Source organism: Flavobacterium fryxellicola, assembly GCF_900143245.1.
In the GTDB taxonomy this organism is placed as follows: domain Bacteria; phylum Bacteroidota; class Bacteroidia; order Flavobacteriales; family Flavobacteriaceae; genus Flavobacterium; species Flavobacterium fryxellicola.
This window is the reverse complement of sequence record NZ_FRDK01000006.1, coordinates 185,125-210,342: the sequence shown is the minus strand read 5'-3', so window position 1 is coordinate 210,342 and position 25,218 is coordinate 185,125. Positions and strand designations below refer to the sequence as shown.

Below are 25,218 nucleotides of genomic sequence, written 5' to 3'. Positions count from 1 at the left end.
CAAGACTAACTCCATTAGAAATAATGGAGTTTTTTTATGCCTTTGTTTTTCAGGAATATTTAAAAAGTCGATATAAAGATGCAGTAGGTTTAAAATTCAACTCTTTATAATTAGTTTTTGTTTTAATTTACCGCAGTGCAAACGCTATTTTTTGTCTTTTAATTGAAATAGATCTTCCTTGTCAAAAAGCGTAAAGTTGTAGTTTATTTGGTTCAAAACTTATTTTAAAAAAAAGTTTATCATCAATCAACCTTTTCTTGTTTTGCATCTTTTTTCTTTAGAGATCGGCCTCTCGGCTCATCACCCTCATGAAGCACAATTATGGAATGTAGGAACTGTGCGGCGGCAGCTGAATCTTTAACTTTGGAAGCACTCCGTTCTAGCATTTCTTTTTCAAACTCAGTTAATACACTTTTCCTCACTCCATTTTCTCTCCATTGCGACACGACTCCACATCCTTTTGCTATGCCTCGAGCCAGCGTGAGTGCATCCAGTAGTGCCTGATTTGCCCCTTGCCCTTTGAATGGACTCATGGGGTGAGCGGCATCTCCAATCAAAGTGACTTTGTCTCCTTTTTCTAACAATTCTGAACTTAGTAATTTGCGGTCGTATACAGGATATCCAGAAATGTGAGTCTCTGGAGTTGCAGTTACAATCTCAGGAATGGGTTTGTGCCACAGCGTTCTGCGACAAGCCTCTTCCTTGAGTGCTTGAGGTCCTTTAGAGCTTAAGATTTTTGCCTCTTCTTCAGTCATTGGGAAGCTAAGTTGCCACATCACTGATTCTAAATCATAAGGCATCACATAGATTCGCTCATTGCCATTGGCAGTTTGAAATACCGTGGCAGAGTCTAACAAAGAACTTTCAAGACCTTCAAGCGCAGCTAATGGACAAATACCTAATATTACAATACAATCGAGGTACCGCAAAGGGGTGTCATCGTCACCAATTAGTATCTTTCGCACGGCGCTGCGAATTCCATCGGCTCCCACTACAAGATCTGCCTTGGCACTTTTCACCTCGCCGTTCACTTGGAATCTTAGATTTACACCTTCATCCACAGATTCTTTAAAATCTATTAATTGGTGTCCCCACTGAACGAAATTAGGAGTGCCTAGTTGCTCGAGTAGCGCAAAGCGTAAAGACTGTCTTGAAATATGCACATTTGAACGTTTGGCAGTCGTTTTTTTATCGGACTGCATCCATTTTCTGACACCCCATTCCCCAATCACTTTTCCTTCCGTAGTGTGCACGAGATGTCTTGTTGAAACCACCCCTTTTTCTAACGAGAAAATACCCAATCCTTCGATGGCTTTACTGGCTTGTTGTAAAGTAAGTCCGTAGCCTTGTGATCGAGCATCAAAATTGCTATCGCGCTCATAAAGTGTAAAAGGAATCCCACGGTGTAAGCAAGCCACAGCTAAAGCGACTCCTCCAATACCACCGCCAATAATAGCAACGTGTGGGTACTTTTCTTTATCCACAGCTGGATAATTAGCAGATTGAATTAACCCAGATCCGCCGCAGTTTGCGCAAGAGTAGAGGTGGGCTTTAGGTGGAGCTGGAGCTACCTCTTTACTGGACGACTTTTCAAATTTATCAACTGCCATCTGGTAGTTGCGTCGGGCTTTATCGCTAAGCCCTCTACTTTTTTTCCCCCGTCCCTGACATTCTTGACAAATGGTCCAGCTTGTTTCTTTATTTTCTGCTTTTTTCACTTTCTTTTCAAATTATTTTACTTTGACATCCGCTATAAAAGAAACGTAGCCAATACAATAAATGCTGAATCTAATCGTAATGTAGTGTTGCTGACTTTCATCAATTCTTATTAACCTAAAGAGAGAAATTAATCTTTTTCATTATTTTGCCGCTTACGGCAGTTGCGCAAATTTAATGCAAAAGTCCATTAATACAAAACTATCGTAGAATTGTCGAGTAAAACGCCGCACACGACCAGCTGAAATATTCAAACAGAATAATCGCCTGATCTACCATGATTCTAATAGCCTCATCATGTAGGGAAAGGACAGATAACAACAGCGTCAAAATATTTTTTGAAGCAATTGGTACAACGTTTGTTGGAATTTTAAAAAATGTCTGTGTAAATTACGAAATGCTTTTATTTTTATTTTAACTCGGCAATGATGCAAAGAAAATACTTTCAAATACTGAAAAAATCATTGTATAAACAGTTTTTTAAGGACCCTAAAACATGTCAAGAAATCGATGGGCCTTGTTTGGTCTTTTCGTTTCCCCTTTACGAATGAATTATACACTTAGAAAGCAATTGGTGCAGCAAGACAACTGTCAGGAATATCAAATGCTTTTACCAAAGAAACAGCATCAGGCCTAATTTCCCAGCAAAGTTGATTGACCATTTTGCGAATGGCTTTTGTTTTTACAGCTTCCATATAACCGTCCTCAAGATACCATCCTTTATTTTTTTCAATTTGTGAAAGCGCATATAGTTGACATAATTTCACCAAGATTTCTTTACTTTTCGGATCTTCTGTGGCCTGAATAGCTTCTTGAAATTGCTCTAAGACAATTCGTTCAAGATAGGCCTGAGCCACATCAATCATTTGGTGCTGCACTACATTAAAGGCATCGTAAGGTTCAAGTCCGCTATCAATGAGTTTTTTTAATCGCTTTGCTGCAGATGCCAAAATCCTTTTTTCACGGTATTGAAAAGCATTTAAATGATAATCCTCATCAAGTAAATGGGTTTCATCTGTTTTTCTAGTTGCAATTGGATTTTTTTCAGAAATAGAAGTTTTAGCATTTTCATAAACATAATTGATTATTCTCATTGCATCCATTTCGCCAAATGATTTTCGAAATTCTGATAAACGGCTTTTAGCTACTAATTGCATCAATACAGTGTTGTCTCCTTCAAAAGTCGTATAGATTTCAGTATCATTTTTTAAAGCATCGATGCGGTTTTCAGATAAATAACCTTTACCACCACATGCCTCTCTGCATTCTTGTAAAATTGCGGTGGTACTCCAAGTAGAGTAGGCTTTCATTCCTGCAGCGAGGCCTTCAATTTCAGGCATTTCAGACTCACTTTTATTAATAAAACGATTCGTAACATAGTGTAACGCAAAATGGATTGCATATGTTTTTGCCAGCAAAGGAAGGAGTCGTCGTTGGTGGATGCGGTAATTTAATATGGGAACTTCGGAGCCGCCTTCTGGGCCAAATTGCCTGCGCTTGTCGCTATATTTAATGGCGATTGTTAAGCCAGATTTGGCTGCAGCCAAAGCAGATCTAGGAATCCCAATTCTGCCTCCGACCAAAGTTCCAAGCATTGTAAAAAAGCGTCTATTGTCACTTGGAATTGGACTTTCAAATTCGCCTTTTTCATTAATCGAAGCAAATCGATCTAACATATTTTCTTTTGGAATTATGACATTGTCAAAACGAATGGTGCCGTTATCAACACCATTAAGTCCCATTTTAAGTCCACAATCACCTATAGTAATTCCTTCTAAAATTGTACTGTTGGCATCTCGAAGCGGAACGATAAACGCATTGACCCCATAATCTGTTTCGCTAATAATTAATTTTGCAAAAACAGTAGCCATTTGTCCGTGTACCGCAGCGTTACCAATATATTCTTTTTGTGCCTTTTCATGCGGCGTATGAATGGTAAAGGTTTGTTTATGATGATTATAGGTTGCCGTTGTTTCCAACCCTTTCACATTAGAACCGTGATTTGTTTCCGTCATGGCAAAACAGCCTGGGAGTTTAAGTGAACCAATATCTTTTAAGTACTTACTATAATGTTTTTCTGTACCAAGGGATTGAATGCTCATTCCCCAAAGTCCAAATTGCACACCAAATTTGATTACCAAGCTTAAATCGTGGTAACTCAATGTTTCCATTACAGCAAAATAATCAGCTATATTTTCACCTCCGCCATATTGCTTTGGATACCCCATATTCCCTAAATTTTCTGCTGCGAGTATTTTGCACCACACATAAACTTTTTCACGGTAAACAGCAGTATCTGTAGAGGTTTCATAGGCAAATTCGGGTCGGCTGATAATAGATTTTACCTTTTTAATAATTGCTGCTTGTTTTCCGTCCAAGATTTGAGTTAGTTTTTCTATTTCAAATCCATGGTTAGTTTCACAATCTGAAGTAAAAGTCTTTGCAACCGTTTTGAAATCAGTTATAGCTTCCTCGCCTGAAATTCCTAAATCATTTTCGAGTTTTACAAAAGCGGGTCGGAGATCGTTGATGATTTTATCATTTTCAGCAAGTAAAATCGAAATATCAAAAATAGACTTAACTGAGATATTTTCTTGAAGAATAGTTTCGACTTGCCTTTTCCAATCAGCCACTACTTCTCTAGCCGGAGGCGCGGAAACGGCTACCTTTGCAAGAAGCAATTTCTTTTCTTCTGCAGTAAGCCAGTTCTGGAAAACGATAAAATCGTGCAAAGTGGCTACTTCTTTTTGATTTAAAAGATCGTCTGACCATACGAGATATAAAAGAGGTATAAAGGCTTTGAGTTTTAAATTGTCCATAGTAAACTTTAAATTTAATAAGAATTTTAAGTTTTGTTAAGATAGCGAAAATTAATGATTAAAGGGATGGGAAGCCCGAATAATTATATATTTGAAAATAAATAAATAATAATAGGAACAAAAATATTACCGAATTAATCTAATGTTAGCGCTCCTAAAATTTCCTCAGATAAAAAAGGTCCACCAGGATATCTAGCCGTATAATCAAGGTTCATCCATATTTGGCCTCGCTCATCAACGTGATAAAAAAGTTGTTTATTATTACTTTCGGCGATAAATAAAACATTTTTAATTAGAAAATTTACTTTTTCTAAATCAGTCAAAGATCCTATTAATATTTCGGGATAAATATGTCCAGTGGTATGAATCAATCTGGGAGTGCCACCAATAGACTTGATGGTGGCCGCCATTAATATGGAATGATCATCGCAGTCACCAGAAAAATAAAGTAACGACTCGGTCGCGGTAGCAATATAATCACGAGCTTTTGGATCGCTAACATAGTTCCATCTGCTATTTATTTCTTTGAAAACGGCAAAGCACTGTATGATAGTTCTATAATCAGAATAACCTTTTACTTCTTTAAAATGTTTTGAGGTAGCCATAACAGCAAAATTTCTGACTTTTGGATTTTGATATTCTATTGCATTTATAATCTTTGATTTATTGGGGAATGGAAGTAGTTTAGCAATAATAATATCTTGTGGATAGGGATTATCGGACATGGTATACAGAATTGAATTGTAATCTTCAAAAACACTGTTAAAACCATAGTTCCCAATAGTTGAACCATAAAATAATACCAAGACATACAAAATAATACAAAAGATGATAATGGTTCGTAGGAAACGTAGAATAATTTGAATAACAACTACCATTACAATGAAAAGTACGACTCTATCAATATTTAGAAACCAATTGGGATTGATTAGATTTTGATGTACAATGATAAAAACGGGGATTGCGATCAAGATATTCAGGACAAAAATAATAACGTCATCCCAAGGTTTTTTTACCTGAAATTGCTGTTTTAGACCTTGAAAATTAATTTTTTTTATTTTTATCATAGCAAAGATAAAAACAGTTCTCTATACTGTTCTTACTATATCCTCAAAAGTACCTTTTTTCTCGATAATTTTAAGTTGAAAAAGTTGATTTTGCACTTTGTTTAACATTATTTCTGAAAATGTATTTTGCGACCATCTGGTTAGCGACAACCATTCTTCAATATCCTCAATTTTTTGGTGGTATTTTAATGCTAAGGTTTTCTCAATACTTGGAATATCTTTAAATTCTTTTGTAGCGCTATTAATTATTTTGATAATTTTCGAAATAATTTCGGGTCGCTTTTCCAAAATTTCATTTCGAACGGCAATCACAAAACAAGGCCAAGGCGTAGGACAATCTTCTAGGCGACGGAAAGCGCCTTTGTCAACTAATGGTTTGGTCATAAAACGCTCCCACATAAAATAGTCGGCAGTTCCGTTAGTCAAAGCTTCAACGGCTCCATCGATTGTGTTTACGATTTTAAATTGCAAATTTTCAGTTTCCCAACCTTGATTACCCGCATTGACATATGCCATTAACTGGGAGCCAGAACCCAATCTGGAAATAGCCACTGTAGTGTTTTCTAGGTCGGCTAATTTCTTATAACCAGAATTTGCAGCTACATGAATTCCCCAAATCAAGGGACTTTCGACATAAACTTGAACAATTTTACTTGGATTCCCGGCAATGATATCTTTCACGATTCCTTCTGTTAGGATGACCGCAACATCAGTTTGACCATCACGAAGCATTTGACACATTTTTCCCGTACCCTCGGGAACATCCGTCCATTGTAAATCGATATTTTCTTTTTCGAAGTCTCCGTTTTCCATACTCAAATGCCAAGGCAAATTGAAATGTTCTGGAACTCCAGCTATTTTTATTGTTGTCATTATAGGTTAGGATTTTTTAATTCATACCAATTCCACGGGATATCGTCTTCCATGAACTGATTGGTCATTTTAAGTCCAATTTTTTGTAATATTCTGTTTGATGGGACATTATCGGTGTGTGCCGTAGCCTCCATAACTTTGATTTTCATCACTTTAAATCCATAATGCAACCAAGCGAAACTGGCTTCGGTGGCGTATCCTTTTCCCCAAAACTTTTCGTTCAAGCGATACCCAATATCATAAAAATTAATTTTATTATTGACCATTTCAGTGTTGTATTTTAATCCTGCCCAACCGATGAGTTCATTGGTTTCTTTTAAAACAGTTACAAATCGTCCAATATTATTAGTGCTATACTGAGTTCTAACGGATTCGATATACGAATGTACTTCGCTAATATCCGTTAATGGTTTGTTCCAAAGAAATTGATGTACCTTAGGATTACGATCCATTTCAAACAAAGCTTCTGCATCTGAAAGTTTCATTTCTCTTAAAATCAGTCGGTCGGTTTCTAGAATGAGATTCATGTTTTGTAAAAATAAAGTTGCTAGTTAAGTGTTAGCCCTGATCGAAACGGCATCCTTTTTATCCTGAATCTAGTTCAGGATTCTGAACTAGATTCAGGATAAAAAGATACAGTGTAGAGCAGGAAATAGCTCCAAATTAAAACAAGTATTTTTTTATTGGTTTGCCAATTTGTTTAAAGTATAGGTAATTAATTCATCTACTGCTTTGTACGGATCTTCACTAAAAGTCCCCGAGGCACGATTGGCAATGATGGCATTTAGCGATAACGCTTGGTGTCCTAAAAGGGCTGAAAGTCCATAAATTGCAGCGGTTTCCATTTCAAGATTGGTGATGCGGTTATCTCCAAATTTGAAATTATCCATTGTAGAATTTAAATTTTCATCTTGAATATTTAAACGCAGTACACGTCCTTGTGGACCATAAAAACCTCCGGCTGTTGCCGTAATTCCTTTGTGCATTTTGTCGCTTTCGATTATTTTTTCTAATTTTTCAGAGCAAGCGATACAATATGGTTTTCCTTTTCGTAAATCCCAATTGGTGTGCTGTACGAAGGCATCTTCCATCTCTAAATTAGAAACTTCGTCAATCAAATAGGAGCGAAGCATATTGTCTAATCCCAAACCGAATTTTGACATGACAAAACTATCCACAGGTATATCCGCTTGCAAAGAACCCGACGTTCCGATACGAATAATGTTCAGTGAAGTTAGTTTTTCTTTTGGTTGACGGGTTGCTAAATCGATATTAACTAAAGCATCTAGTTCATTGATTACAATGTCAATGTTATCAGGCCCAATTCCGGTTGACATCACAGTGATGCGTTTTCCTTTGAAAATTCCAGTTTGGGTTTTAAACTCTCTTTTTTGAGTAGAGAATTCGATGCTGTCAAAAAATTGGGTAATTTTTTCGACCCGATTTTGATCTCCTACAAAGATGATATCGTGAGCGATATGTTCAGGTTTTAAATTCAAATGGTAAACACTACCGTCTGGATTTAATATTAATTCGGATGATTGTATCATTTATCTTTATGTTTTGCCACAAAGGCGCTCAGTGATTTTTTTATTTAAAAATTTATTATGCTACTCTAGGCTGAATATTAAAAACTGTCTCTAACTACTTTTATCGTTTTGCTTTCTCCACTTTGCGGAGGCTAGGAGAAAATTATCCTCCCACACGTTTGACTTTAAATCCTTTAATTTTTAATATTTCCATAATCTTATCGCGGTAATCCCCTTGAATAATAATGGAATCGTCTTTAAAAGTACCACCGACACTAAGTTTGGTTTTGATTTCTTTGGCAAGGATTTTAAAATCTTCATCACTTCCTGCATAGCCTTCAATTATTGTTGTGGCTTTTCCTTTTCTTTTCTCGAATTTACAAATCATAGGTTCTTTTTGAACGTACAATTCATGAGGAACAGCTTCAATTGTTTCTTCAGGAGAGGGTTCGTGATCGGGGAAAAGGTTTTTTAATTGGTCTTGTAAGTCCATTTTATATTTAATTTAAATGCCAAAAAATAAATCCCAAATCCCAAAAATGGCGTTGTGAGACACAATTTTTTGGAATTTGGAATTTTAACATATTTTATTCCCCCTTCGTTGATTAGGGAGCTTTTATTTTTTAATAAGACCTAAATCTACCAAGCGTTCATACAAATAATCTCCAGCAGTAATGTCTTCAAATTGTTTCGGGTTTTCAGCATCAATACAGTTTTCTAAACAATTTAGCGGCATATCACTTACAGGATGCATAAAGAACGGTACTGAATATCTTGAAGTTCCCCACAATTCTCTTGGTGGATTGACCACTTGATGAATCGTCGATTTCAATTTATTGTTGGTATGACGCGATAACATATCCCCTACATTGATCACTAATTCATCTGGTTCTGCTATAGCATCGATCCATTCTCCATCATGGTTTTGCACTTGCAAGCCTTTTCCTTGTGCTCCCATCAATAAGGTGATCAAATTAATATCTCCGTGTGCTGCGGCACGAATAGCATTTTCTGGCTCTGAAGTAATGGGTGGATAATGAATAGGTCTTAGGATAGAGTTTCCATCTTTGGCATATTGGTCAAAATAAAACTCATCCAAACCTAGATGTAAAGACAAAGCTCTTAAAACATAAACACCTGTTTTTTCCAGCATTTGGTAGGCTTCTTTACCTACAGCGTTAAAACGAGGCAATTCTTTTACATCGACGTTTTCAGGATACTCTGAAGCATATTTTGAATTTTCAGATACGTATTGTCCAAAATGCCAGAACTCTTTCAAATCACCTTCTTTTCTTCCCTTAGCATGTTCTGTACCAAAAGAAACGTAGCCTCTTTGTCCTCCAATTCCAGGAATTTCATAACTGTGCTTTGTTTCTAACGGTAAAGCGAAAAAATTTCTAATCTCACCATACAATTCATCTACCAATTGATCGTTTAAAAAATGCCCTTTGAGCGCTACGAAGCCAATATCTTCAAATGCACTTCCGATTTCATTTACAAATTTTTGTTTACGTGTCGGATCCTCCGACAGGAAATCACGCAAGTCAACACTAGGAATGTTTTGCATACTATTAAATATTTTTTAATAAATTGTAAGGCTAAAAACCTTGCAGATACAAATGTAAAGAATAATTTTAGATCTGAATTTTAAAATTGACAAACAACACGAAAAAATATAACAAAATAATACAAAACTGTTATATTTTTTTATCTTTGAACCTTACAATAAAATTGAAAAAATGATCTTCGATAGAAAAAATCTTACTGACAATCAATTATTAGATTTATATAAAAGAATACTAAAACCGAGGCTGATAGAGGAAAAAATGTTGATCCTTATTCGGCAAGGAAAAGTATCCAAATGGTTTTCTGGAATTGGTCAAGAGGCTATTTCTGTTGGCGTTACGGCAGTTTTAGACAAAGATGAGTACATTTTGCCAATGCATAGAAACCTAGGTGTTTTTACTGGAAGAGACATTCCATTGTACCGTCTTTTTTCACAATGGCAAGGAAAAGCCAATGGTTTTACCAAAGGCCGTGATCGAAGTTTTCACTTTGGAACACAACAATATAAGATTATCGGTATGATTTCCCATTTAGGGCCACAACTAGGTGTGGCAGACGGAATCGCATTAGCCAATAAACTAAAGAAAAACAGAAAAGTTACCGCAGTTTTTACTGGTGAAGGAGCAACAAGCGAAGGTGATTTTCATGAAGCATTGAATATTGCTTCGGTTTGGGAATTGCCTGTGCTGTTTGTAATCGAAAATAATGGATATGGACTTTCTACCCCAACAAATGAGCAATACCGTTGTGAAAACCTAGCGGATAAGGGGATAGGTTACGGCATGGAAAGCCACATTATTGATGGGAATAATATCCTTGAAGTGTTTAATTTATTATCTGAATTAAAAGCTTCGATGAAAGAAAATCCACGTCCCGTTTTATTGGAATTCAAAACCTTCAGAATGCGCGGGCACGAAGAGGCGAGTGGGACAAAATATGTGCCGCAAGCCCTCATGGATATGTGGGCCATCAAAGATCCTGTTGAAAATTACCGTAATTTCTTGACGAATAACGGAGTGTTATCCACAGAATTTGATACGGCCTTACGAAATGAAATTAAGAAAGAAATTGATGAGAGTTTGGCTATTGCAAATGCAGAACCAGAAATTGAAGCCTCATTAAGTGAAGAACTAAATGATGTGTACAAAACATTTTTATTTGAGGAAGTTAAGGCTAAAACAGAAACAGAAAATATTCGTTTTATTGATGCTATTTCAAATAGTTTACGAGAATCGATGGAGCGACACCCTAATTTGGTTATAATGGGTCAAGACATCGCTGAATATGGTGGAGCTTTCAAAATTACTGACGGTTTTGTGGCACAATTTGGTAAGGAGCGCGTTATTAACACCCCCATTTGTGAGAGTGCAGTTGTTTCCGCAGCAATGGGACTTTCCATAAACGGATACAAAGCTATTGTAGAAATGCAGTTTGCTGATTTTGTTTCTACAGGATTCAATCCAATTGTAAATTTGTTAGCCAAATCACATTACCGATGGCTGGAAAGCGCCGATGTTGTGGTGCGCATGCCTTGCGGTGGCGGGACTCAAGCTGGGCCTTTTCATTCGCAAACTAATGAAGCTTGGTTTACCAAAACGCCAGGTTTAAAAGTAGTTTATCCAGCCTTTCCATACGATGCTAAAGGCTTATTGAATACTTCTATAAACGACCCAAATCCTGTGATGTTCTTCGAGCACAAACAATTGTATAGAAGTGTGTACCAAGAGGTACCAAAAGAGTATTTTACGATTCCATTAGGGAAAGCCGCTTTATTAAAAGAAGGAAAAGATATCACCATTATTTCGTTTGGTGCTGCAGTACATTGGGCCTTAGATACATTGGCCAAAAATCCTGAAATTTCAGCGGATTTATTGGATTTAAGGACTTTACAACCTTTGGATACCGAAGCTATATTTGCTTCGGTAAAGAAAACTGGAAGAGTGATTATCTATCAGGAAGACAGCATGTTTGGTGGATTGGCCAGTGATATCTCGGCACTTATTATGGAAAATTGTTTCAAATTCCTTGATGCGCCTGTGTGGCGCGTCGCTAGTTTAGATAGCCCGATTCCGTTTACCAAAGCATTAGAAGACCAATATTTGCCGAAAGTCAGATTTGAAAATGATCTGAAACAGCTTTTGGACTATTAGATTTGATAATTAGGTTGTTTTTAGCGTTTTAATTCTAAAAATAACCTAATATCCAATAGATAATTATAAACAGTAAAATTGTTCCGATGCAGCCACCGCCTAATTTTTTGGCACCATAACCCGCTAAAATTGTTTTGAAGAATCCATTCATGATTATAAAATTTAATTATTTATAAATTTAAACTTTATTTTTGAAATTTCAAATTTTAGTTTAATTCGATTAAGATTTTTTTAAGCAATGCAATTTTCTCTTTATACATTGTTTTTTACTGATGGTAAAATAAAGTGTGTTTTTCAAGGGCATTTTGCCTTCTAAAATCAGTTTTATGGAACCATTTTCTATTGCTTTTGGGTATAAAAAATCTAGAATTGCAGCTAATTCATTATTGCCGTTCCAACAAAATCGTATTAAAATTTGGTATTAAAGTATTCAATTTGGAATGAAATCGGATTATTTGTCAAACTTGAATTTAAAAAATTAAATATTTTTTTTTAAAAAGTCTATCGTATCATTGGGTAATCTTATCTATAAACTAAAGTAAATGTCTACACAGTAGCCTTTCGTACACTTAGTACTTCATTTGACTAAAAAAACGGGTACTTTGGAATTTGTTTCGGTTTATCGATTAATTAATTTTGCTTTCTCTTTTATTATAGCACTAATTTTTCGGTTTTCAATTTTGCTTTCGAGCCAGGAAATGATATCTAGATAGAGGAAAGCCCTTTTTTCATAAGTGTTTTTTTCCAATTCGATAAAGCGTATTCTCATTTTTACAAATTCCTTTTTGATATCTCCGGGATAAATGGAGTTCAAGTTTTTCATAAACCGTATAATTTCTTTTTGTACTTCTTGTAAATCGTTCATTTTAAGTAGAAATTTATAGGTATTTTTCAACTGATTTTCTAAATAATAATCGTTACCTAATTCATAATGAGCAATTAAACTTAATAAACGGGCAAAACACATTAAATCCTCTCGCATGGAAAGATTTTTATTGTTTATGATTTTTTCTAAATAGAAAATACATTCTGCATATTTTTCGGTTCCAAAATAGATTGAAGCAAATTTATAGTAAAATAGCATTTCGTGGTGTTCATCAAGATGGTCCGTATGAACTCTTAATTTACTTAGTATTTCAGGAATTAAATATTCGCTTTCTGCAAAAGTACCTTCCAAAATATGATAATTCAACTTATTATTATACAAGTAAAGAAATGATAACGAAGCAATATTGTCATTGACGGGAAAACGAGGATCTTGTATCGTATCTTCTAATAACACCAAATATTTTTTAAATTTTGATTTGTATTTCAACATATATAGAGATTCCAACAAATAATGATTTCCCTTAAGGAAAAATACTGGATTGAGATGTATCATGCTGGGATTATCATAAAAAAGGGTGACCCATTTTAAAGCGTATTTATAACAAGATAAAAAATCCTGAACTAGGAAACTTCTCCAAAGATTGGCATTATAAAACCAATATTTCTCTCTGAAACCAAATTTTTTATCATCAAATTTTGAAAGATGCTTTTTGAAATAATCATCAATATAGGTATATTCTTCGTCACTTTTCACATAACCTGTTTTCAGCATGATGCCATACAATTGGAGCGATAAATTAGATAATTTACTAGAAATAGTATTGCGATAATTTAACTCTTTTGCCTGAACTACCAGTTCATCTGCTCGACCTTGAATACTTCGGGTAATGTATTGTGATTCAATCAATTTTTCAAATTCAACAATTTCATAGGCCATGAGTTTTTCATCATTTTCTAAGGCAAGAATTTTAGTTTTATCCAAAATTTTTAAACTCTGCTTGTACAAGCCTTTGTTGTACAATATGGTGGCAAAATCGATTTGTTCCCGCAATTGGTATCGAATGTTCTGGCTGGGAATATTCAATCGGATACTAACTAAAATCTGCTTATATAGATACGATTTTAGATTCGATAATTGCGCTTTTTTAATGATTCCACTTTTTAAAATTAGCTTCTCATCATACCCTTCTGATTTATCTAAAATATTAAATAATTCAATGAATTTTGTATTCGAACTTGTTTCTAATCGACTTGCAAAAATCTTAAATTGTCTTTTTTCAGATTTTGAAAGTGATTTAATTAATACAAACAAGAAATCTTTTTGATGGTTAGCCATTGTAAAATAAAGTAGTATAACGTTTTGTAATTCAGTAGTTTACAAAGTTTTTGATTGCTTTATAAGTAGTATATTTCATTATTTTGAATTTTATATTAAGGTAATGAAAGATATTTTTGTTTCGAAGTTGTGAAATTACATTAAATAAATGGAAATGAATAGAGAGAAAGTTCAAATTTTTGATACCACTTTGAGAGATGGAGAACAGGTCCCGGGATGTAAGTTAGACACCAATCAAAAATTAGTTATCGCAAATCGATTAGACCAAATGGGTGTCGATATCATAGAGGCTGGTTTTCCAGTGTCAAGTCCTGGGGATTTTTTATCTGTTTCAGAAATAAGTAAGGTTGTTAAAAATGCCATCGTTTGTGGATTAACAAGAGCCGTAAAAAATGATATTGACGTTGCTGCACAAGCTTTAAAACATGCAAAAAGACCACGTATTCATACCGGAATAGGCACTTCGGAATCACACATTGTACACAAACTAAACACTACGAGAGCAGATATAATTGCAAGGGCTAAATTTGCCGTTTCGCATGCTAAATCGTATGTAGAAGATGTTGAATTTTATGCTGAAGATGCTGGTAGAACGGACAACGAATTTTTAGCTCGAGTCTGTGAGGAAGTGATTAAATCAGGGGCGACAGTTCTTAATATTCCCGATACGACAGGTTATTGTTTACCAGAGGAATACGGTGCCAAAATAAAATATTTAAAAGAAAATGTAAAAGGCATTGATAATGTAATTCTTTCCTGTCATTGCCATAATGATTTAGGAATGGCAACTGCTAATTCAATTGCAGGAGCGATAAACGGCGCTAGACAAATTGAATGCACTATAAACGGAATCGGAGAAAGAGCTGGAAATACGGCATTAGAAGAAATAGTGATGATTTTCAAGCAACATCCGTATTTGAATCTAGATACCAATATTAATACGCGTCAGCTGAATGAAATGAGTAGATTAGTTTCTGAAAGTATGGGCATGATGGTGCAACCTAACAAAGCAATTGTGGGAGCCAATGCTTTTGCGCACAGCTCAGGAATTCATCAAGATGGCGTGATAAAAAATAGAGCTACCTATGAAATTATGGATCCATTGGAGGTCGGTGTCAATGAATCATCTATAGTGCTGACCGCCAGAAGTGGCAGAGCAGCATTGGCTTATAGAGCCAAAAAAGTAGGGTACGAACTTACAAAAGTTCAATTAGATGCTGTATATCTTGAGTTTTTAAGGTTTGCCGATATTAAAAAAGAGATCCTTGATACTGATATTCATCAAATCATTGAAGCCTGTAAAATGAATAAGGAATTACTCCTTAATTAAAATATTTTGATTCCCATTAAAATCTAAATCCTACTATTATGAACTTAAAAATAGCAGTACTTTCAGGAGACGGAATAGGTCCGGAAGTAGTTTTACAGGCAAAAAAAGCGTTATATGCCATCGGCGTAGTTTTCGATCATGAGTTTGTATTTGAAGATGCACTTATTGGGGCAGTTGCCATTGAAAAAACAGGAAAGCCATTACCAGAGGAAACTTTAAATCTTTGCCTTAATACTGATGCGGTGTTGTTTGGAACTGTTGGAGATCTTAAGCAAGATGGTAATTCTAATACCCACTTAAGTCCTATTCAAGGATTATTAAAACTGCGACAAGCCTTAGGATTGTATGCTAACATTAGACCCATAAAACCATATAACGACTTATTGGATTTGTCTCCTTTAAAAAGAAAGATAATTGAAGATACTGATTTTGTCATTTTTAGAGAAATTTCAGGAGGATCCTATTTTAGTGAAAAAAAAATCAACGAACAAGGAACGTTAGCGTCTGATTTATGTGAATATTCCGATGAAGAGATTATTCGGATTACCCATTTGGCCTTCAGAACTGCTCAAAAAAGAAGAAAAAAAGTTACCCTAGTAGACAAGGCAAGTATCCTTGAAACCTCTCGATTGTGGCGAAAAATTGTTAAAGAGATTAGCGAAAATTATCCAGATGTTGCAGTAGACTTTTTATATGTTGATAACGCAGCGATGCAAATAATTATTAATCCAAAGCAATTTGACGTCATTTTAACGGAAAATTTATTTGGTGATATTTTATCAGACGAAGCTAGTGTAATTACGGGAGCGATTGGATTGTTGCCTTCAGCATCTTTAGGAAATTCTAATGCGCTTTTTGAACCTATTCATGGTTCTTTTCCTGAAGCAAAAAGGAAAAATATTGCAAATCCTATTGCCTCTATACTCTCAGCAGCTATGCTTTTAGATCATTTTGGTCTTCAAGAGGAATCTCAAAGAGTCTATGAGGCCGTTGAAAAAGCAATTGAATTAAATGTCGTTACAGCTGATTTAAATCCGTATTCAAAATTTGGAACAAATGAAGTAGGAGACTTTATATCAAATTATATTCTAAGCAAAGACGACTTGTATTTTAAAAGTGATAATGTGTACATAGGACAGTCCACTATAGTTTAGTCTTAAAGAGGTCAAACGTCACCTCTATTTTTTCCTAAAAAACAAATTACATACAAACCAACCTAAAATGGAATTAAATAAATACAGTAAAACTATTACACAAGATGAAACACAACCAGCAGCACAAGCTATGTTGTACGGAATTGGTTTAACGGAAGAAGATTTAAAAAAAGCACAAGTCGGAATTGTTAGCATGGGTTACGAAGGGAATCCGTGTAACATGCACCTAAATGGTTTAGCAAGTGAAATTAAAACTGGAGTCTGGAAAGAAAATTTAGTTGGATTGATTTTTAACACTATTGGTGTCAGTGATGGCATTTCAAATGGTACCGATGGCATGCGTTTTTCTTTAGTTTCTAGAGATGTCATTGCAGATTCTATTGAAACTGTAATGGGTGCGCAATGGTATGATGGTTTAATTGCTATTCCAGGCTGTGATAAAAATATGCCTGGTTCCGTAATTGCAATGGGTAGAGTGAATCGCCCATCAATCATGGTGTATGGCGGAAGCATCCATTCTGGGAAATGGAAAGGGGAATCGTTGAACATAGTTTCTGCCTTTGAAGCTTTAGGGAAAAAATTCAGTAATTCGATTACTCCGGAAGATTTTAAAGGAGTAATCCAAAATGCTTGCCCGGGCGCAGGAGCATGTGGCGGAATGTATACCGCAAATACGATGTCTTCGGCTATCGAAGCTTTAGGGATGAGTTTGCCTTATAGTTCATCCAATCCAGCATTAAGTCCAGAAAAAAAACAAGAATGTCTTGATGCTGGAAAAGCAATTAGAATATTGTTAGAAAAAGATATCAAACCTAGAGATATCATGACACGCCAAGCCTTTGAAAATGCCATAACAATGGTAGCTGTTTTAGGTGGCTCCACCAATGCGGTCATGCATTTAATTGCTATGGCACATTCAGTTGACATAGAAATCACGTTGAAAGATTTCCAAGATATCAGTGATAAAACACCATTACTTGCTGATTTGAAACCAAGTGGAAAATACTTAATGGAAGACCTACACGAAGCAGGAGGTGTACCAGCGGTAATGAAATATTTGTTAAAAGAAGGATTGCTGCATGGAGATTGCTTAACCGTTACCGGAAAAACATTGGCTGAAAATTTAGCTATAGTTCCCGCTTTGCACGACGGTCAAGAGGTCATTCATGAAATTCAAAAAGCGTTGAAAGCGACAGGAAATATTCAAATTTTATTTGGAAATCTTGCCGAAGACGGTTGTGTTGCAAAAATTAGTGGAAATGAAGGAGAATATTTTGAAGGAGACGCTATTGTTTATGAAAATGAACAGGATGTAATTACAGGCGTTCGCGGTGGAGAAGTTAAACCAGGAAATGTAGTCGTCATAAGGTATTGTGGACCTAAAGGCGGTCCCGGAATGCCAGAGATGCTTAAGCCTACCTCGGCCATTATGGGTGCCGGACTTGGAAAAAGTGTAGCCTTAATTACAGACGGTCGTTTTTCTGGAGGTTCACATGGTTTTGTTGTGGGGCATGTTACACCAGAAGCTTTTGAAGGTGGAGGTATAGCACTGGTCACGAATGGGGACATTATTACTATCGATGCGGTAAATAACACCATCAACTTGAAGATTTCGGAGGCAGAGTTCACATCGAGAAAGGCTAAATGGGTACAACCTGCTCTAAAAGTGAATAGAGGAGTTTTATTAAAGTATATCCGATCAGTTTCAAGCGCATCAACAGGATGTGTAACCGATAAATAAAGGTAAAAAAGCTGTAAGGATTACAAAAAAGTAATTTTTATAGCGGTAGGAAAATAATTCTGATTGATTTTTGATATTGATTTTTGAAAAAGGCTTTTGCTAAAAAAAAATAAAAAATGAAAAACAATAAAATATCTGGTGCTGAGGCCGTTATTAGATGCTTACTAGAAGAAGGCGTGAATTTGGTTTATGGCTATCCAGGTGGTGCTATAATGCCAGTTTACGACGAATTATATAAATTTAAAGATCAATTACACCATGTGCTAGTTCGTCACGAACAAGGGGCAACGCATGCCGCACAGGGTTTTGCAAGAGCTACCGGAAAAGTAGGAGTCGCCATCGCTACATCAGGACCCGGAGCCACAAATTTAGTGACAGGAATTGCTGATGCACAAATCGATTCGACACCTATGGTTTGTATCACTGGACAAGTAGGCAAACACTTATTGGGTTCTGATGCATTTCAAGAAACAGATATTATTGGAATTTCGACTCCTGTAACCAAATGGAATTACCAGATTACGGAAGCTTCTGAGATTCCAGAAATTATGGCTAAAGCTTTTTTTATTGCTAAATCAGGTCGTCCCGGTCCTGTTTTAATTGATATTACAAAAAATGCTCAATTTGATGAAATAGAGTTCAGCTATAAAAAATGTACTAGCATTAGAAGCTACAATCCAAAGCCTACTTTAAACCTTGAAAAAGTGAAGGAAGCGGCAGCTTTAATTAATAGTGCTAAAAAGCCCTTTATCTTATTCGGGCAAGGAGTTATTCTGGGTCAGGGGGAAGCCGAGTTAAAAGCTTTGGTTGAAAAATCAGGAATTCCTGCGGCTTGGACTATTTTAGGACTTTCGGCATTGCCAACAGATCATCCATTAAACGTTGGAATGTTAGGGATGCATGGAAATTATGGTCCCAATGTATTGACTAATGAATGTGATGTATTAATTGCACTTGGGATGCGTTTTGATGATCGTGTTACTGGAAATTTAGCTTCGTATGCGAAACAAGCCAAAGTAATTCATTTTGAAATTGACCCCGCCGAAATTGATAAAAATGTAAAAACAACGGTCGCTGTTTTAGCAGATGTAAAAGAGTCTTTAAGCGCTTTGATTCCTTTAATCGAAAGTAAAACACATGAATCTTGGCACAATGAATTCAAGGAGAAGTATGAAATCGAATTGCAGGCAGTAATTAATGACGAGTTAAAACCTAAGAAAGAAGGAATTTCTATGGGAGAAACGATTGAAATGATCAATAAACATTCTAAAGGAGATGCCATTATGGTTTCGGATGTGGGGCAACACCAAATGTTTGCGTGTCGATATGCTAAATTCAATTCGACTAAAAGTAATGTGACTTCGGGTGGTTTAGGAACGATGGGATTTGCATTACCAGCTGCGATTGGTGCTAAAATGGGAATGCCAGACCGAGAAGTAGTGGCGATAATAGGTGATGGTGGTTTTCAAATGACCATTCAGGAACTAGGAACCATCTTCCAAACTAAAGTTCCAGTAAAAATTGTAGTATTAAATAATGAGTTTTTAGGAATGGTGCGTCAGTGGCAACAATTGTTTTTTGATAAACGATATGCCTCTACAGAAATGATCAATCCTAATTTCATCGCCATTGCAGAAGGCTATTATATTAAAGCTAAAAAAGTAACTAAACGAGAGGATCTTGATGCTGCCGTTGCCGAAATGATGGCTTCAAAAGAATCCTATTTCCTAGAAGTTATGGTAGAAAAAGAAAATAACGTATTCCCAATGATTCCAACAGGAGCTTCGGTTTCGGACATCCGATTAAGTTAATATTATGGAAAATAAAACATTCACTATTTCTGTATATTCAGAAAACAACGTTGGCTTATTAAATAGAATATCTGGAATATTCTTGAAACGCCATATCAATATTCTAAGTTTAAATGTATCCGAATCGGAAATCGAAAGTGTCTCTCGATTTATTATTGTAGTGAATACAACGGAAAAATGGGTGCAAAATATAGTAGGGCAAATTGAAAAGCAAATAGAAGTTATCAAAGCATTTTATCATGTTGACGAAGAAACTATTTTTCTGGAAAATGCTTTGTTCAAAATTGAATCCAGTTTATTATTCGACGAAAAACAGATTCAAAATATCATCAAAGAAAGCCATTCCGAAATAGTGACCGTAGCAAGAGACTTTTTTGTGATTTCAAAATCAGGGCAACGTGCTGAAATAGAATCTTTATACGGAAAATTAAAACCTTTTGGAATCATGCAATTCGTTCGCTCTGGAAGAATTTCCGTGTCAAAAGAAAGAATGCAGATATCAACATTATTAGAAACTTTACAATAGAAAATCAATTAGTGTCAACTTCACTGGAGAGCAACGCTATTTTAATTATACTTATTAAATTATACAATACTAAAATAATAAACAATGGCAAATTATTTCAATTCACTTCCACTAAGACTAAAATTAGAACAATTAGGCGTTTGCGAATTCATGGATCAATCTGAATTTGTAGAAGGAATTAAAGCTTTAGAAGGGAAAAAAGTGGTCATCGTAGGGTGTGGAGCTCAAGGTTTGAACCAAGGATTAAACATGAGAGATTCAGGATTGGATATTTCGTATGCTTTGCGTGCAGATGCAATTTCGGAAAAAAGAACTTCTTTTAAGAATGCTTCTGATAATGGTTTCAAAGTAGGAACATACGAAGAATTAATTCCAACGGCTGATTTAGTTTGTAACCTTACGCCAGATAAACAGCATACGGCCGTGGTAACAGCAATCATGCCTTTGATGAAAAAAGGATCTACATTAGCTTATTCTCACGGTTTCAATATTGTCGAAGAGGGAATGCAAATTCGTAAAGACATCACTGTAATTATGTGTGCTCCAAAATGTCCTGGATCTGAAGTACGAGAAGAATATAAAAGAGGTTTTGGTGTGCCTACTTTAATTGCGGTTCACCCTGAAAACAATCCCAATGGAGAAGGTTTCGCTCAAGCAAAAGCGTATGCAGTGGCCACTGGTGGTCATAAAGCAGGAGTTTTAAACTCATCATTTGTTGCTGAAGTAAAATCCGATTTGATGGGTGAACAAACCATTCTTTGTGGTATGCTGCAAACGGGATCTATTTTATGTTTTGATAAAATGGTTGAAAAAGGAATAGAGCCAGCATATGCTTCAAAATTAATTCAATACGGCTGGGAAACGGTAACGGAAGCTTTGAAACATGGTGGAATTACAAACATGATGGATCGTTTGTCAAATCCTGCAAAAATTGAAGCATACGAATTAGCAGAGGAATTAAAAGACATCATGCGCCCGTTGTTTCAAAAACACATGGATGACATTATTTCTGGTGAATTTTCAAAAAATATGATGATTGATTGGGCGAATGATGATGTAAATCTATTGACTTGGAGAGCCGCAACTGCTGAAACTAATTTCGAAAAAACAGCGCCAACAACAGCACATATTTCAGAACAAGAATATTTTGATAATGGAGTCCTACTGATTGCGATGGTGAAAGCAGGCGTGGAGTTAGCTTTTGAAACCATGACACAAACTGGAATCATTGAAGAATCGGCGTATTATGAATCGCTGCATGAATTGCCTTTGATTGCAAATACAGTAGCCCGAAAGAAATTGTATGAAATGAACCGCATTATATCGGATACGGCAGAATATGGCTGTTATTTATTTGACCATGCTTGTAAACCGTTATTAACGGACTTTATGAATACGGTAGATACGAACGTTATTGGAAAATCTTTTTCAAATTCAAACGGAGTAGAAAATGCAGTTCTTATTGCAGTGAATAAAAGTATTCGCCACCATCCAATTGAAGAAGTTGGAGAATGGCTAAGAGAATCTATGACCGCTATGAAAAAGATAGGATAAATAAAAATTAGGAATTACCACATTATAGGTGTGTGGGATTAGCACTATATCATTTGATTATATACTATTTTGAATTAGTTAAAATTTAATATTAAGACAAAATGAATATGGCTGCTTTTTACATTCACTTAATTTTAAACGAGCTTAAAGTTGAGTGAAGTAATCCCTAATGAATAATGGGTCTGTAAAATATTCCTATCATTTTTATAGTTGTAAGTTGCTACAGAACATCTTGCTAGATTAACCCCGTTCTAGTTGTTTTTTAGGAAGTGATTCATGCAATTTAGTGTTGATTTTAATTGTTGATTTTAATTGTTGGTAAATTTTGTTGATGCATTAGGTGAGGTAGATTTAAATCTATCTCGCCCTTTTGTGTTTTAAAAATTTTGCCGAAACCAATAAAAATCTAACTAATTAGTATCAAAACAGCCTTATAATTTGATAATTTGTATTTTTTTGTCGGTATTTATAAAATATATAATTTTAAGAATAGCTAGAGATTTAATACTTTTATAAAAAATTATATCATGAGCTACTACAAAATTGAAAATCTAGAACAATATTTTAAACATTATAATAAATCAGTTCGTGAACCTAGAAAATTTTGGGGTAAAATAGCAGAAGAAAATTTCACTTGGTACCAGCAATGGGATAAAGTGGTTGACTTTAATATGGCTGATGCCGACATTAAATGGTTTACTGAAGCCAAAGTAAATATTGTCAAAAATTGTATTGACAGGCATCTTGCAAAAAGAGGCGAGAAAACGGCAATTATTTTTGAACCTAATGACCCTTCAGAGGCCGCATTGCACATTACGTATACAGAATTGCATCAACGTGTTTGCAAAATGGCAAATGTATTGCGAGAACAAGGAATAAAAAAAGGAGACCGTGTGTGTATTTATTTACCGATGATTCCTGAATTAGCCGTTTCAGTATTAGCTTGTGCCAGAATAGGAGCCATTCATTCTGTTGTTTTTGCTGGATTTTCAGCATCGGCAGTGGCTAGTCGTATCAATGACAGCGGCTGTAAAATGGTGATCACAGCTGATGGTGGTTTTAGAGGAAACAAAACCATTGATTTAAAAGGAATAATTGATGAAGCGCTTCAAAAGTGTTCTTCTGTCGAAAAAGTTTTAGTAGCTAAAAGAATCCATTCAGATATTACCATGGAAGAAGGTCGCGATCAGTGGTTACAACCTCTTTTAGACCAAGCCTCAGACAATAATGTGGCCGAAATTATGGATGCTGAAGATCCCTTGTTTATTCTGTACACGTCTGGTTCTACTGGAAAACCTAAGGGAATGGTACATACTACGGCCGGTTACATGGTCTATACTGCTTATACTTTTAAAAATGTTTTCCATTATGAAGAAAGTGATGTTTTCTGGTGTACTGCCGATATTGGTTGGATTACCGGACATTCCTATATTTTGTACGGACCTTTGTTAAACGGTGCGACCACTGTACTTTTTGAAGGAGTTCCTTCTTATCCTGATTTTAGTCGTTTTTGGGAGGTAATTGAAAAACATAAAGTGACACAGTTTTACACTGCTCCAACTGCGATTCGGGCCTTGGCCAAAGAAAATATTGAATTTGTTCAAAAACACCCTCTGAAATCACTTAAAGTAGTGGGTTCTGTTGGTGAACCAATAAATGAAGAAGCTTGGCACTGGTACAATGACCACGTTGGAGCTAAAAAATGTCCAGTGGTAGATACGTGGTGGCAGACAGAAACTGGCGGAATAATGATTTCACCCATTGCATTTGTAACCCCAACAAAACCGACATACGCCTCATTGCCATTACCTGGAATCCAACCGGTTCTGATGGATGATAAACGCAATGAAATAGAGGGTAATCAAGTGACGGGAAGCCTATGTATCAAGTTTCCGTGGCCAGGAATAGCTCGGACGATTTGGGGTGATCATCAACGCTATAAAGACACTTATTTTTCTGCATTTCCAGGGAAATTTTTTACGGGAGACGGCGCATTGCGCGATGAAGTGGGCTATTATAGAATTACGGGTCGTGTCGATGACGTAATAATTGTTTCAGGACACAACCTAGGAACGGCACCAATAGAAGATGCTATCAATGAGCATCCTGCCGTTGCTGAATCGGCTATTGTAGGTTTTCCTCATGATATAAAAGGAAATGCTTTGTATGGTTTTGTTATTTTAAAAGAAAGTGGAGAAACGAGAAATAAAGAAAACCTTACTAACGAAATTAATCAACATATTTCAGACCATATTGGGCCAATTGCTAAACTAGATAAAATTCAATTTGTTTCTGGTTTGCCCAAAACCCGTTCTGGTAAAATCATGAGGCGAATCCTTAGAAAAATTGCAGAGGGAGACTTTTCTAATTTGGGTGATGTTTCGACCTTATTAAATCCTGAAATTGTAGAGGAAATAAAAAATAATAAAGTATAATTAAAACGAAGGTTGAGAATCTACTACATGATTTTTGACCTTTTTTTTGCTTACAACAAAGAGATAAATCAAATAGAAAGAACCAAAATGAAGTATTCTGTCGATACTATTTAAAACTATATTGTTTACAAAATATGTTCCAATGGCGGCAAAAATATCATTAAAAATGAGGGCAAAAGCTCCAAAAAAGTAATAGTATGCTTTTTTATCTCCAAATTTACTTAGATATAAAACAGCCGTAATACCTAAAAACACAGTAATGACGGCATTAAAAACTAAAATAATATTGAGATATTGATCCCCAATGGCAGAAATCAAAACATATAAAATTAGTAGTAATAATAGGCAATTTAATACTAATATAAAGAGCGTAAATCCACTAGGTAAGGTGTATAATTTGCTACTTTTAATGGAACGATAACCTAAACGTATTAGAAATAAGTAGCAAAAAAACGATGCAACCATGGCTCCTCTAAATAAGTGTGCTGAATCTTCCCAAAACAAGATCAAAAGCTGATAAACATAAAAAAAGGATACAAATAACATATAATTCCACACAAGTTTAGTACCATTAGCCACTGCGGCATAGGCAATAAAGCTTGGTATGATAAAAGGTTTAATAAAAATTACCAGACTAGGATCAAAAAGAATTCCAGCACAATAATAAACAATCAATAAAACAATAGTTATTGAAAGTAAAACTCTCTTAATTGTGGTTTTTTTCATAGTTAAAACAAATCTAGTACTTTAAATTTTTTATTACAAAATTTGTGTAAAAATTTA

18 protein-coding genes are annotated in these 25,218 nt (G+C 35.4%); 8 read left to right on the top strand and 10 right to left on the bottom strand.

Annotated features, from left to right (window positions below):
- Nucleotides 1-242 precede the first annotated feature (242 nt).
- The 8 genes from BUA03_RS10870 to BUA03_RS10835 all read right to left on the bottom strand — a co-directional run bounded on the left by BUA03_RS10870 (nucleotide 243) and on the right by BUA03_RS10835 (nucleotide 9,571).
- Complete coding sequence (locus BUA03_RS10870; RefSeq protein ID WP_066077619.1) at nucleotides 243-1,718, bottom strand: FAD-dependent oxidoreductase; 1,476 nt, start codon at nucleotides 1,716-1,718, stop codon at nucleotides 243-245.
- 558 nt (nucleotides 1,719-2,276) lie between these two features.
- Entirely contained in the window at nucleotides 2,277-4,535 is a 2,259-nt protein-coding gene (locus BUA03_RS10865; RefSeq protein WP_066077617.1) for an acyl-CoA dehydrogenase family protein, read from the bottom strand.
- Between the two features lie 134 nt (nucleotides 4,536-4,669).
- Nucleotides 4,670-5,602, bottom strand: coding sequence for a transglutaminase (locus tag BUA03_RS10860; protein ID WP_066077615.1), 933 nt, complete (start codon nucleotides 5,600-5,602; stop codon nucleotides 4,670-4,672).
- Nucleotides 5,603-5,623: 21 nt separating this feature from the next.
- Nucleotides 5,624-6,475 carry a substrate-binding domain-containing protein gene (locus BUA03_RS10855; RefSeq protein WP_066077613.1) on the bottom strand — a complete coding sequence of 284 codons (852 nt, stop codon included), beginning with the start codon at nucleotides 6,473-6,475 and terminating at the stop codon, nucleotides 5,624-5,626.
- The gene (locus tag BUA03_RS10850) at nucleotides 6,475-7,002 is read right to left on the bottom strand and encodes a GNAT family N-acetyltransferase (RefSeq protein WP_066077611.1); all 528 of its coding nucleotides are present in this window, start codon (nucleotides 7,000-7,002) and stop codon (nucleotides 6,475-6,477) included. Before BUA03_RS10850 ends, BUA03_RS10855 begins: the two co-directional genes overlap by 1 nt.
- Before the next feature lie 153 nt (nucleotides 7,003-7,155).
- Nucleotides 7,156-8,025, bottom strand: a complete 870-nt coding sequence (locus BUA03_RS10845) for a nucleoside phosphorylase (protein ID WP_066077610.1) — start codon at nucleotides 8,023-8,025, stop codon at nucleotides 7,156-7,158.
- A gap of 142 nt (nucleotides 8,026-8,167) precedes the next feature.
- The gene (locus tag BUA03_RS10840) at nucleotides 8,168-8,497 is read right to left on the bottom strand and encodes a translation initiation factor (RefSeq protein WP_066077608.1); all 330 of its coding nucleotides are present in this window, start codon (nucleotides 8,495-8,497) and stop codon (nucleotides 8,168-8,170) included.
- 123 nt (nucleotides 8,498-8,620) lie between these two features.
- Nucleotides 8,621-9,571, bottom strand: a complete 951-nt coding sequence (locus BUA03_RS10835; protein WP_066077606.1) for an isopenicillin N synthase family dioxygenase — start codon at nucleotides 9,569-9,571, stop codon at nucleotides 8,621-8,623.
- A 172-nt stretch (nucleotides 9,572-9,743) separates the two neighbouring features.
- Here BUA03_RS10835 and BUA03_RS10830 point away from each other — a divergent pair, with 172 nt between their 5' ends.
- A complete protein-coding gene (locus BUA03_RS10830; RefSeq protein WP_066077604.1) occupies nucleotides 9,744-11,720 on the top strand; it encodes an alpha-ketoacid dehydrogenase subunit alpha/beta in 1,977 nt (658 codons plus the stop codon).
- Nucleotides 11,721-12,339: 619 nt separating this feature from the next.
- Here the strand turns inward: BUA03_RS10830 and BUA03_RS10825 are convergent.
- Complete coding sequence (locus BUA03_RS10825; RefSeq protein ID WP_066077602.1) at nucleotides 12,340-13,884, bottom strand: hypothetical protein; 1,545 nt, start codon at nucleotides 13,882-13,884, stop codon at nucleotides 12,340-12,342.
- A 154-nt stretch (nucleotides 13,885-14,038) separates the two neighbouring features.
- Between BUA03_RS10825 and BUA03_RS10820 the strand changes: the two genes are divergently transcribed.
- From BUA03_RS10820 to acs, 7 genes are all read left to right on the top strand, one after another.
- Nucleotides 14,039-15,214 (top strand): 2-isopropylmalate synthase, encoded by a 1,176-nt coding sequence (locus BUA03_RS10820; RefSeq protein WP_072675738.1) that lies wholly within the window; start codon nucleotides 14,039-14,041, stop codon nucleotides 15,212-15,214.
- A gap of 38 nt (nucleotides 15,215-15,252) precedes the next feature.
- Complete coding sequence (gene leuB, locus BUA03_RS10815) at nucleotides 15,253-16,368, top strand: 3-isopropylmalate dehydrogenase (protein WP_066077598.1); 1,116 nt, start codon at nucleotides 15,253-15,255, stop codon at nucleotides 16,366-16,368.
- Nucleotides 16,369-16,435: 67 nt separating this feature from the next.
- Nucleotides 16,436-18,109, top strand: a complete 1,674-nt coding sequence (gene ilvD, locus BUA03_RS10810) for a dihydroxy-acid dehydratase (RefSeq protein WP_066077597.1) — start codon at nucleotides 16,436-16,438, stop codon at nucleotides 18,107-18,109.
- Nucleotides 18,110-18,225: 116 nt separating this feature from the next.
- Nucleotides 18,226-19,920, top strand: coding sequence for a biosynthetic-type acetolactate synthase large subunit (gene ilvB, locus BUA03_RS10805; RefSeq protein ID WP_066077593.1), 1,695 nt, complete (start codon nucleotides 18,226-18,228; stop codon nucleotides 19,918-19,920).
- 4 nt (nucleotides 19,921-19,924) lie between these two features.
- A complete protein-coding gene (ilvN, locus tag BUA03_RS10800) occupies nucleotides 19,925-20,446 on the top strand; it encodes an acetolactate synthase small subunit (RefSeq protein WP_066077591.1) in 522 nt (173 codons plus the stop codon).
- 84 nt (nucleotides 20,447-20,530) lie between these two features.
- Nucleotides 20,531-22,000, top strand: coding sequence for a ketol-acid reductoisomerase (ilvC, locus tag BUA03_RS10795; RefSeq protein WP_066077589.1), 1,470 nt, complete (start codon nucleotides 20,531-20,533; stop codon nucleotides 21,998-22,000).
- A 527-nt stretch (nucleotides 22,001-22,527) separates the two neighbouring features.
- Nucleotides 22,528-24,435 carry an acetate--CoA ligase gene (gene acs / locus BUA03_RS10790; protein ID WP_066077587.1) on the top strand — a complete coding sequence of 636 codons (1,908 nt, stop codon included), beginning with the start codon at nucleotides 22,528-22,530 and terminating at the stop codon, nucleotides 24,433-24,435.
- Here acs and BUA03_RS10785 read toward each other — a convergent pair whose 3' ends face one another.
- Nucleotides 24,436-25,161, bottom strand: a complete 726-nt coding sequence (locus tag BUA03_RS10785; RefSeq protein ID WP_066077585.1) for a hypothetical protein — start codon at nucleotides 25,159-25,161, stop codon at nucleotides 24,436-24,438. It lies immediately after the preceding gene.
- Between the last annotated feature and the right edge of the window lie 57 nt (nucleotides 25,162-25,218).

Coding starts and splice junctions, on each gene's coding strand:
- BUA03_RS10845 (WP_066077610.1), bottom strand. CDS start 8,025: ATGATACAATCATCCGAATTAATATTAAATCCAGACGGTAGTGTTTAC.
- ilvD (WP_066077597.1), top strand. CDS start 16,436: ATGGAATTAAATAAATACAGTAAAACTATTACACAAGATGAAACACAA.
- BUA03_RS10865 (WP_066077617.1), bottom strand. CDS start 4,535: ATGGACAATTTAAAACTCAAAGCCTTTATACCTCTTTTATATCTCGTA.
- ilvN (WP_066077591.1), top strand. CDS start 19,925: ATGGAAAATAAAACATTCACTATTTCTGTATATTCAGAAAACAACGTT.
- ilvB (WP_066077593.1), top strand. CDS start 18,226: ATGAAAAACAATAAAATATCTGGTGCTGAGGCCGTTATTAGATGCTTA.
- BUA03_RS10850 (WP_066077611.1), bottom strand. CDS start 7,002: ATGAATCTCATTCTAGAAACCGACCGACTGATTTTAAGAGAAATGAAA.
- BUA03_RS10855 (WP_066077613.1), bottom strand. CDS start 6,475: ATGACAACAATAAAAATAGCTGGAGTTCCAGAACATTTCAATTTGCCT.
- BUA03_RS10835 (WP_066077606.1), bottom strand. CDS start 9,571: ATGCAAAACATTCCTAGTGTTGACTTGCGTGATTTCCTGTCGGAGGAT.
- ilvC (WP_066077589.1), top strand. CDS start 20,531: ATGGCAAATTATTTCAATTCACTTCCACTAAGACTAAAATTAGAACAA.
- BUA03_RS10830 (WP_066077604.1), top strand. CDS start 9,744: ATGATCTTCGATAGAAAAAATCTTACTGACAATCAATTATTAGATTTA.
- leuB (WP_066077598.1), top strand. CDS start 15,253: ATGAACTTAAAAATAGCAGTACTTTCAGGAGACGGAATAGGTCCGGAA.
- BUA03_RS10825 (WP_066077602.1), bottom strand. CDS start 13,884: ATGGCTAACCATCAAAAAGATTTCTTGTTTGTATTAATTAAATCACTT.
- BUA03_RS10840 (WP_066077608.1), bottom strand. CDS start 8,497: ATGGACTTACAAGACCAATTAAAAAACCTTTTCCCCGATCACGAACCC.
- BUA03_RS10820 (WP_072675738.1), top strand. CDS start 14,039: ATGAATAGAGAGAAAGTTCAAATTTTTGATACCACTTTGAGAGATGGA.
- acs (WP_066077587.1), top strand. CDS start 22,528: ATGAGCTACTACAAAATTGAAAATCTAGAACAATATTTTAAACATTAT.
- BUA03_RS10785 (WP_066077585.1), bottom strand. CDS start 25,161: ATGAAAAAAACCACAATTAAGAGAGTTTTACTTTCAATAACTATTGTT.
- BUA03_RS10860 (WP_066077615.1), bottom strand. CDS start 5,602: ATGATAAAAATAAAAAAAATTAATTTTCAAGGTCTAAAACAGCAATTT.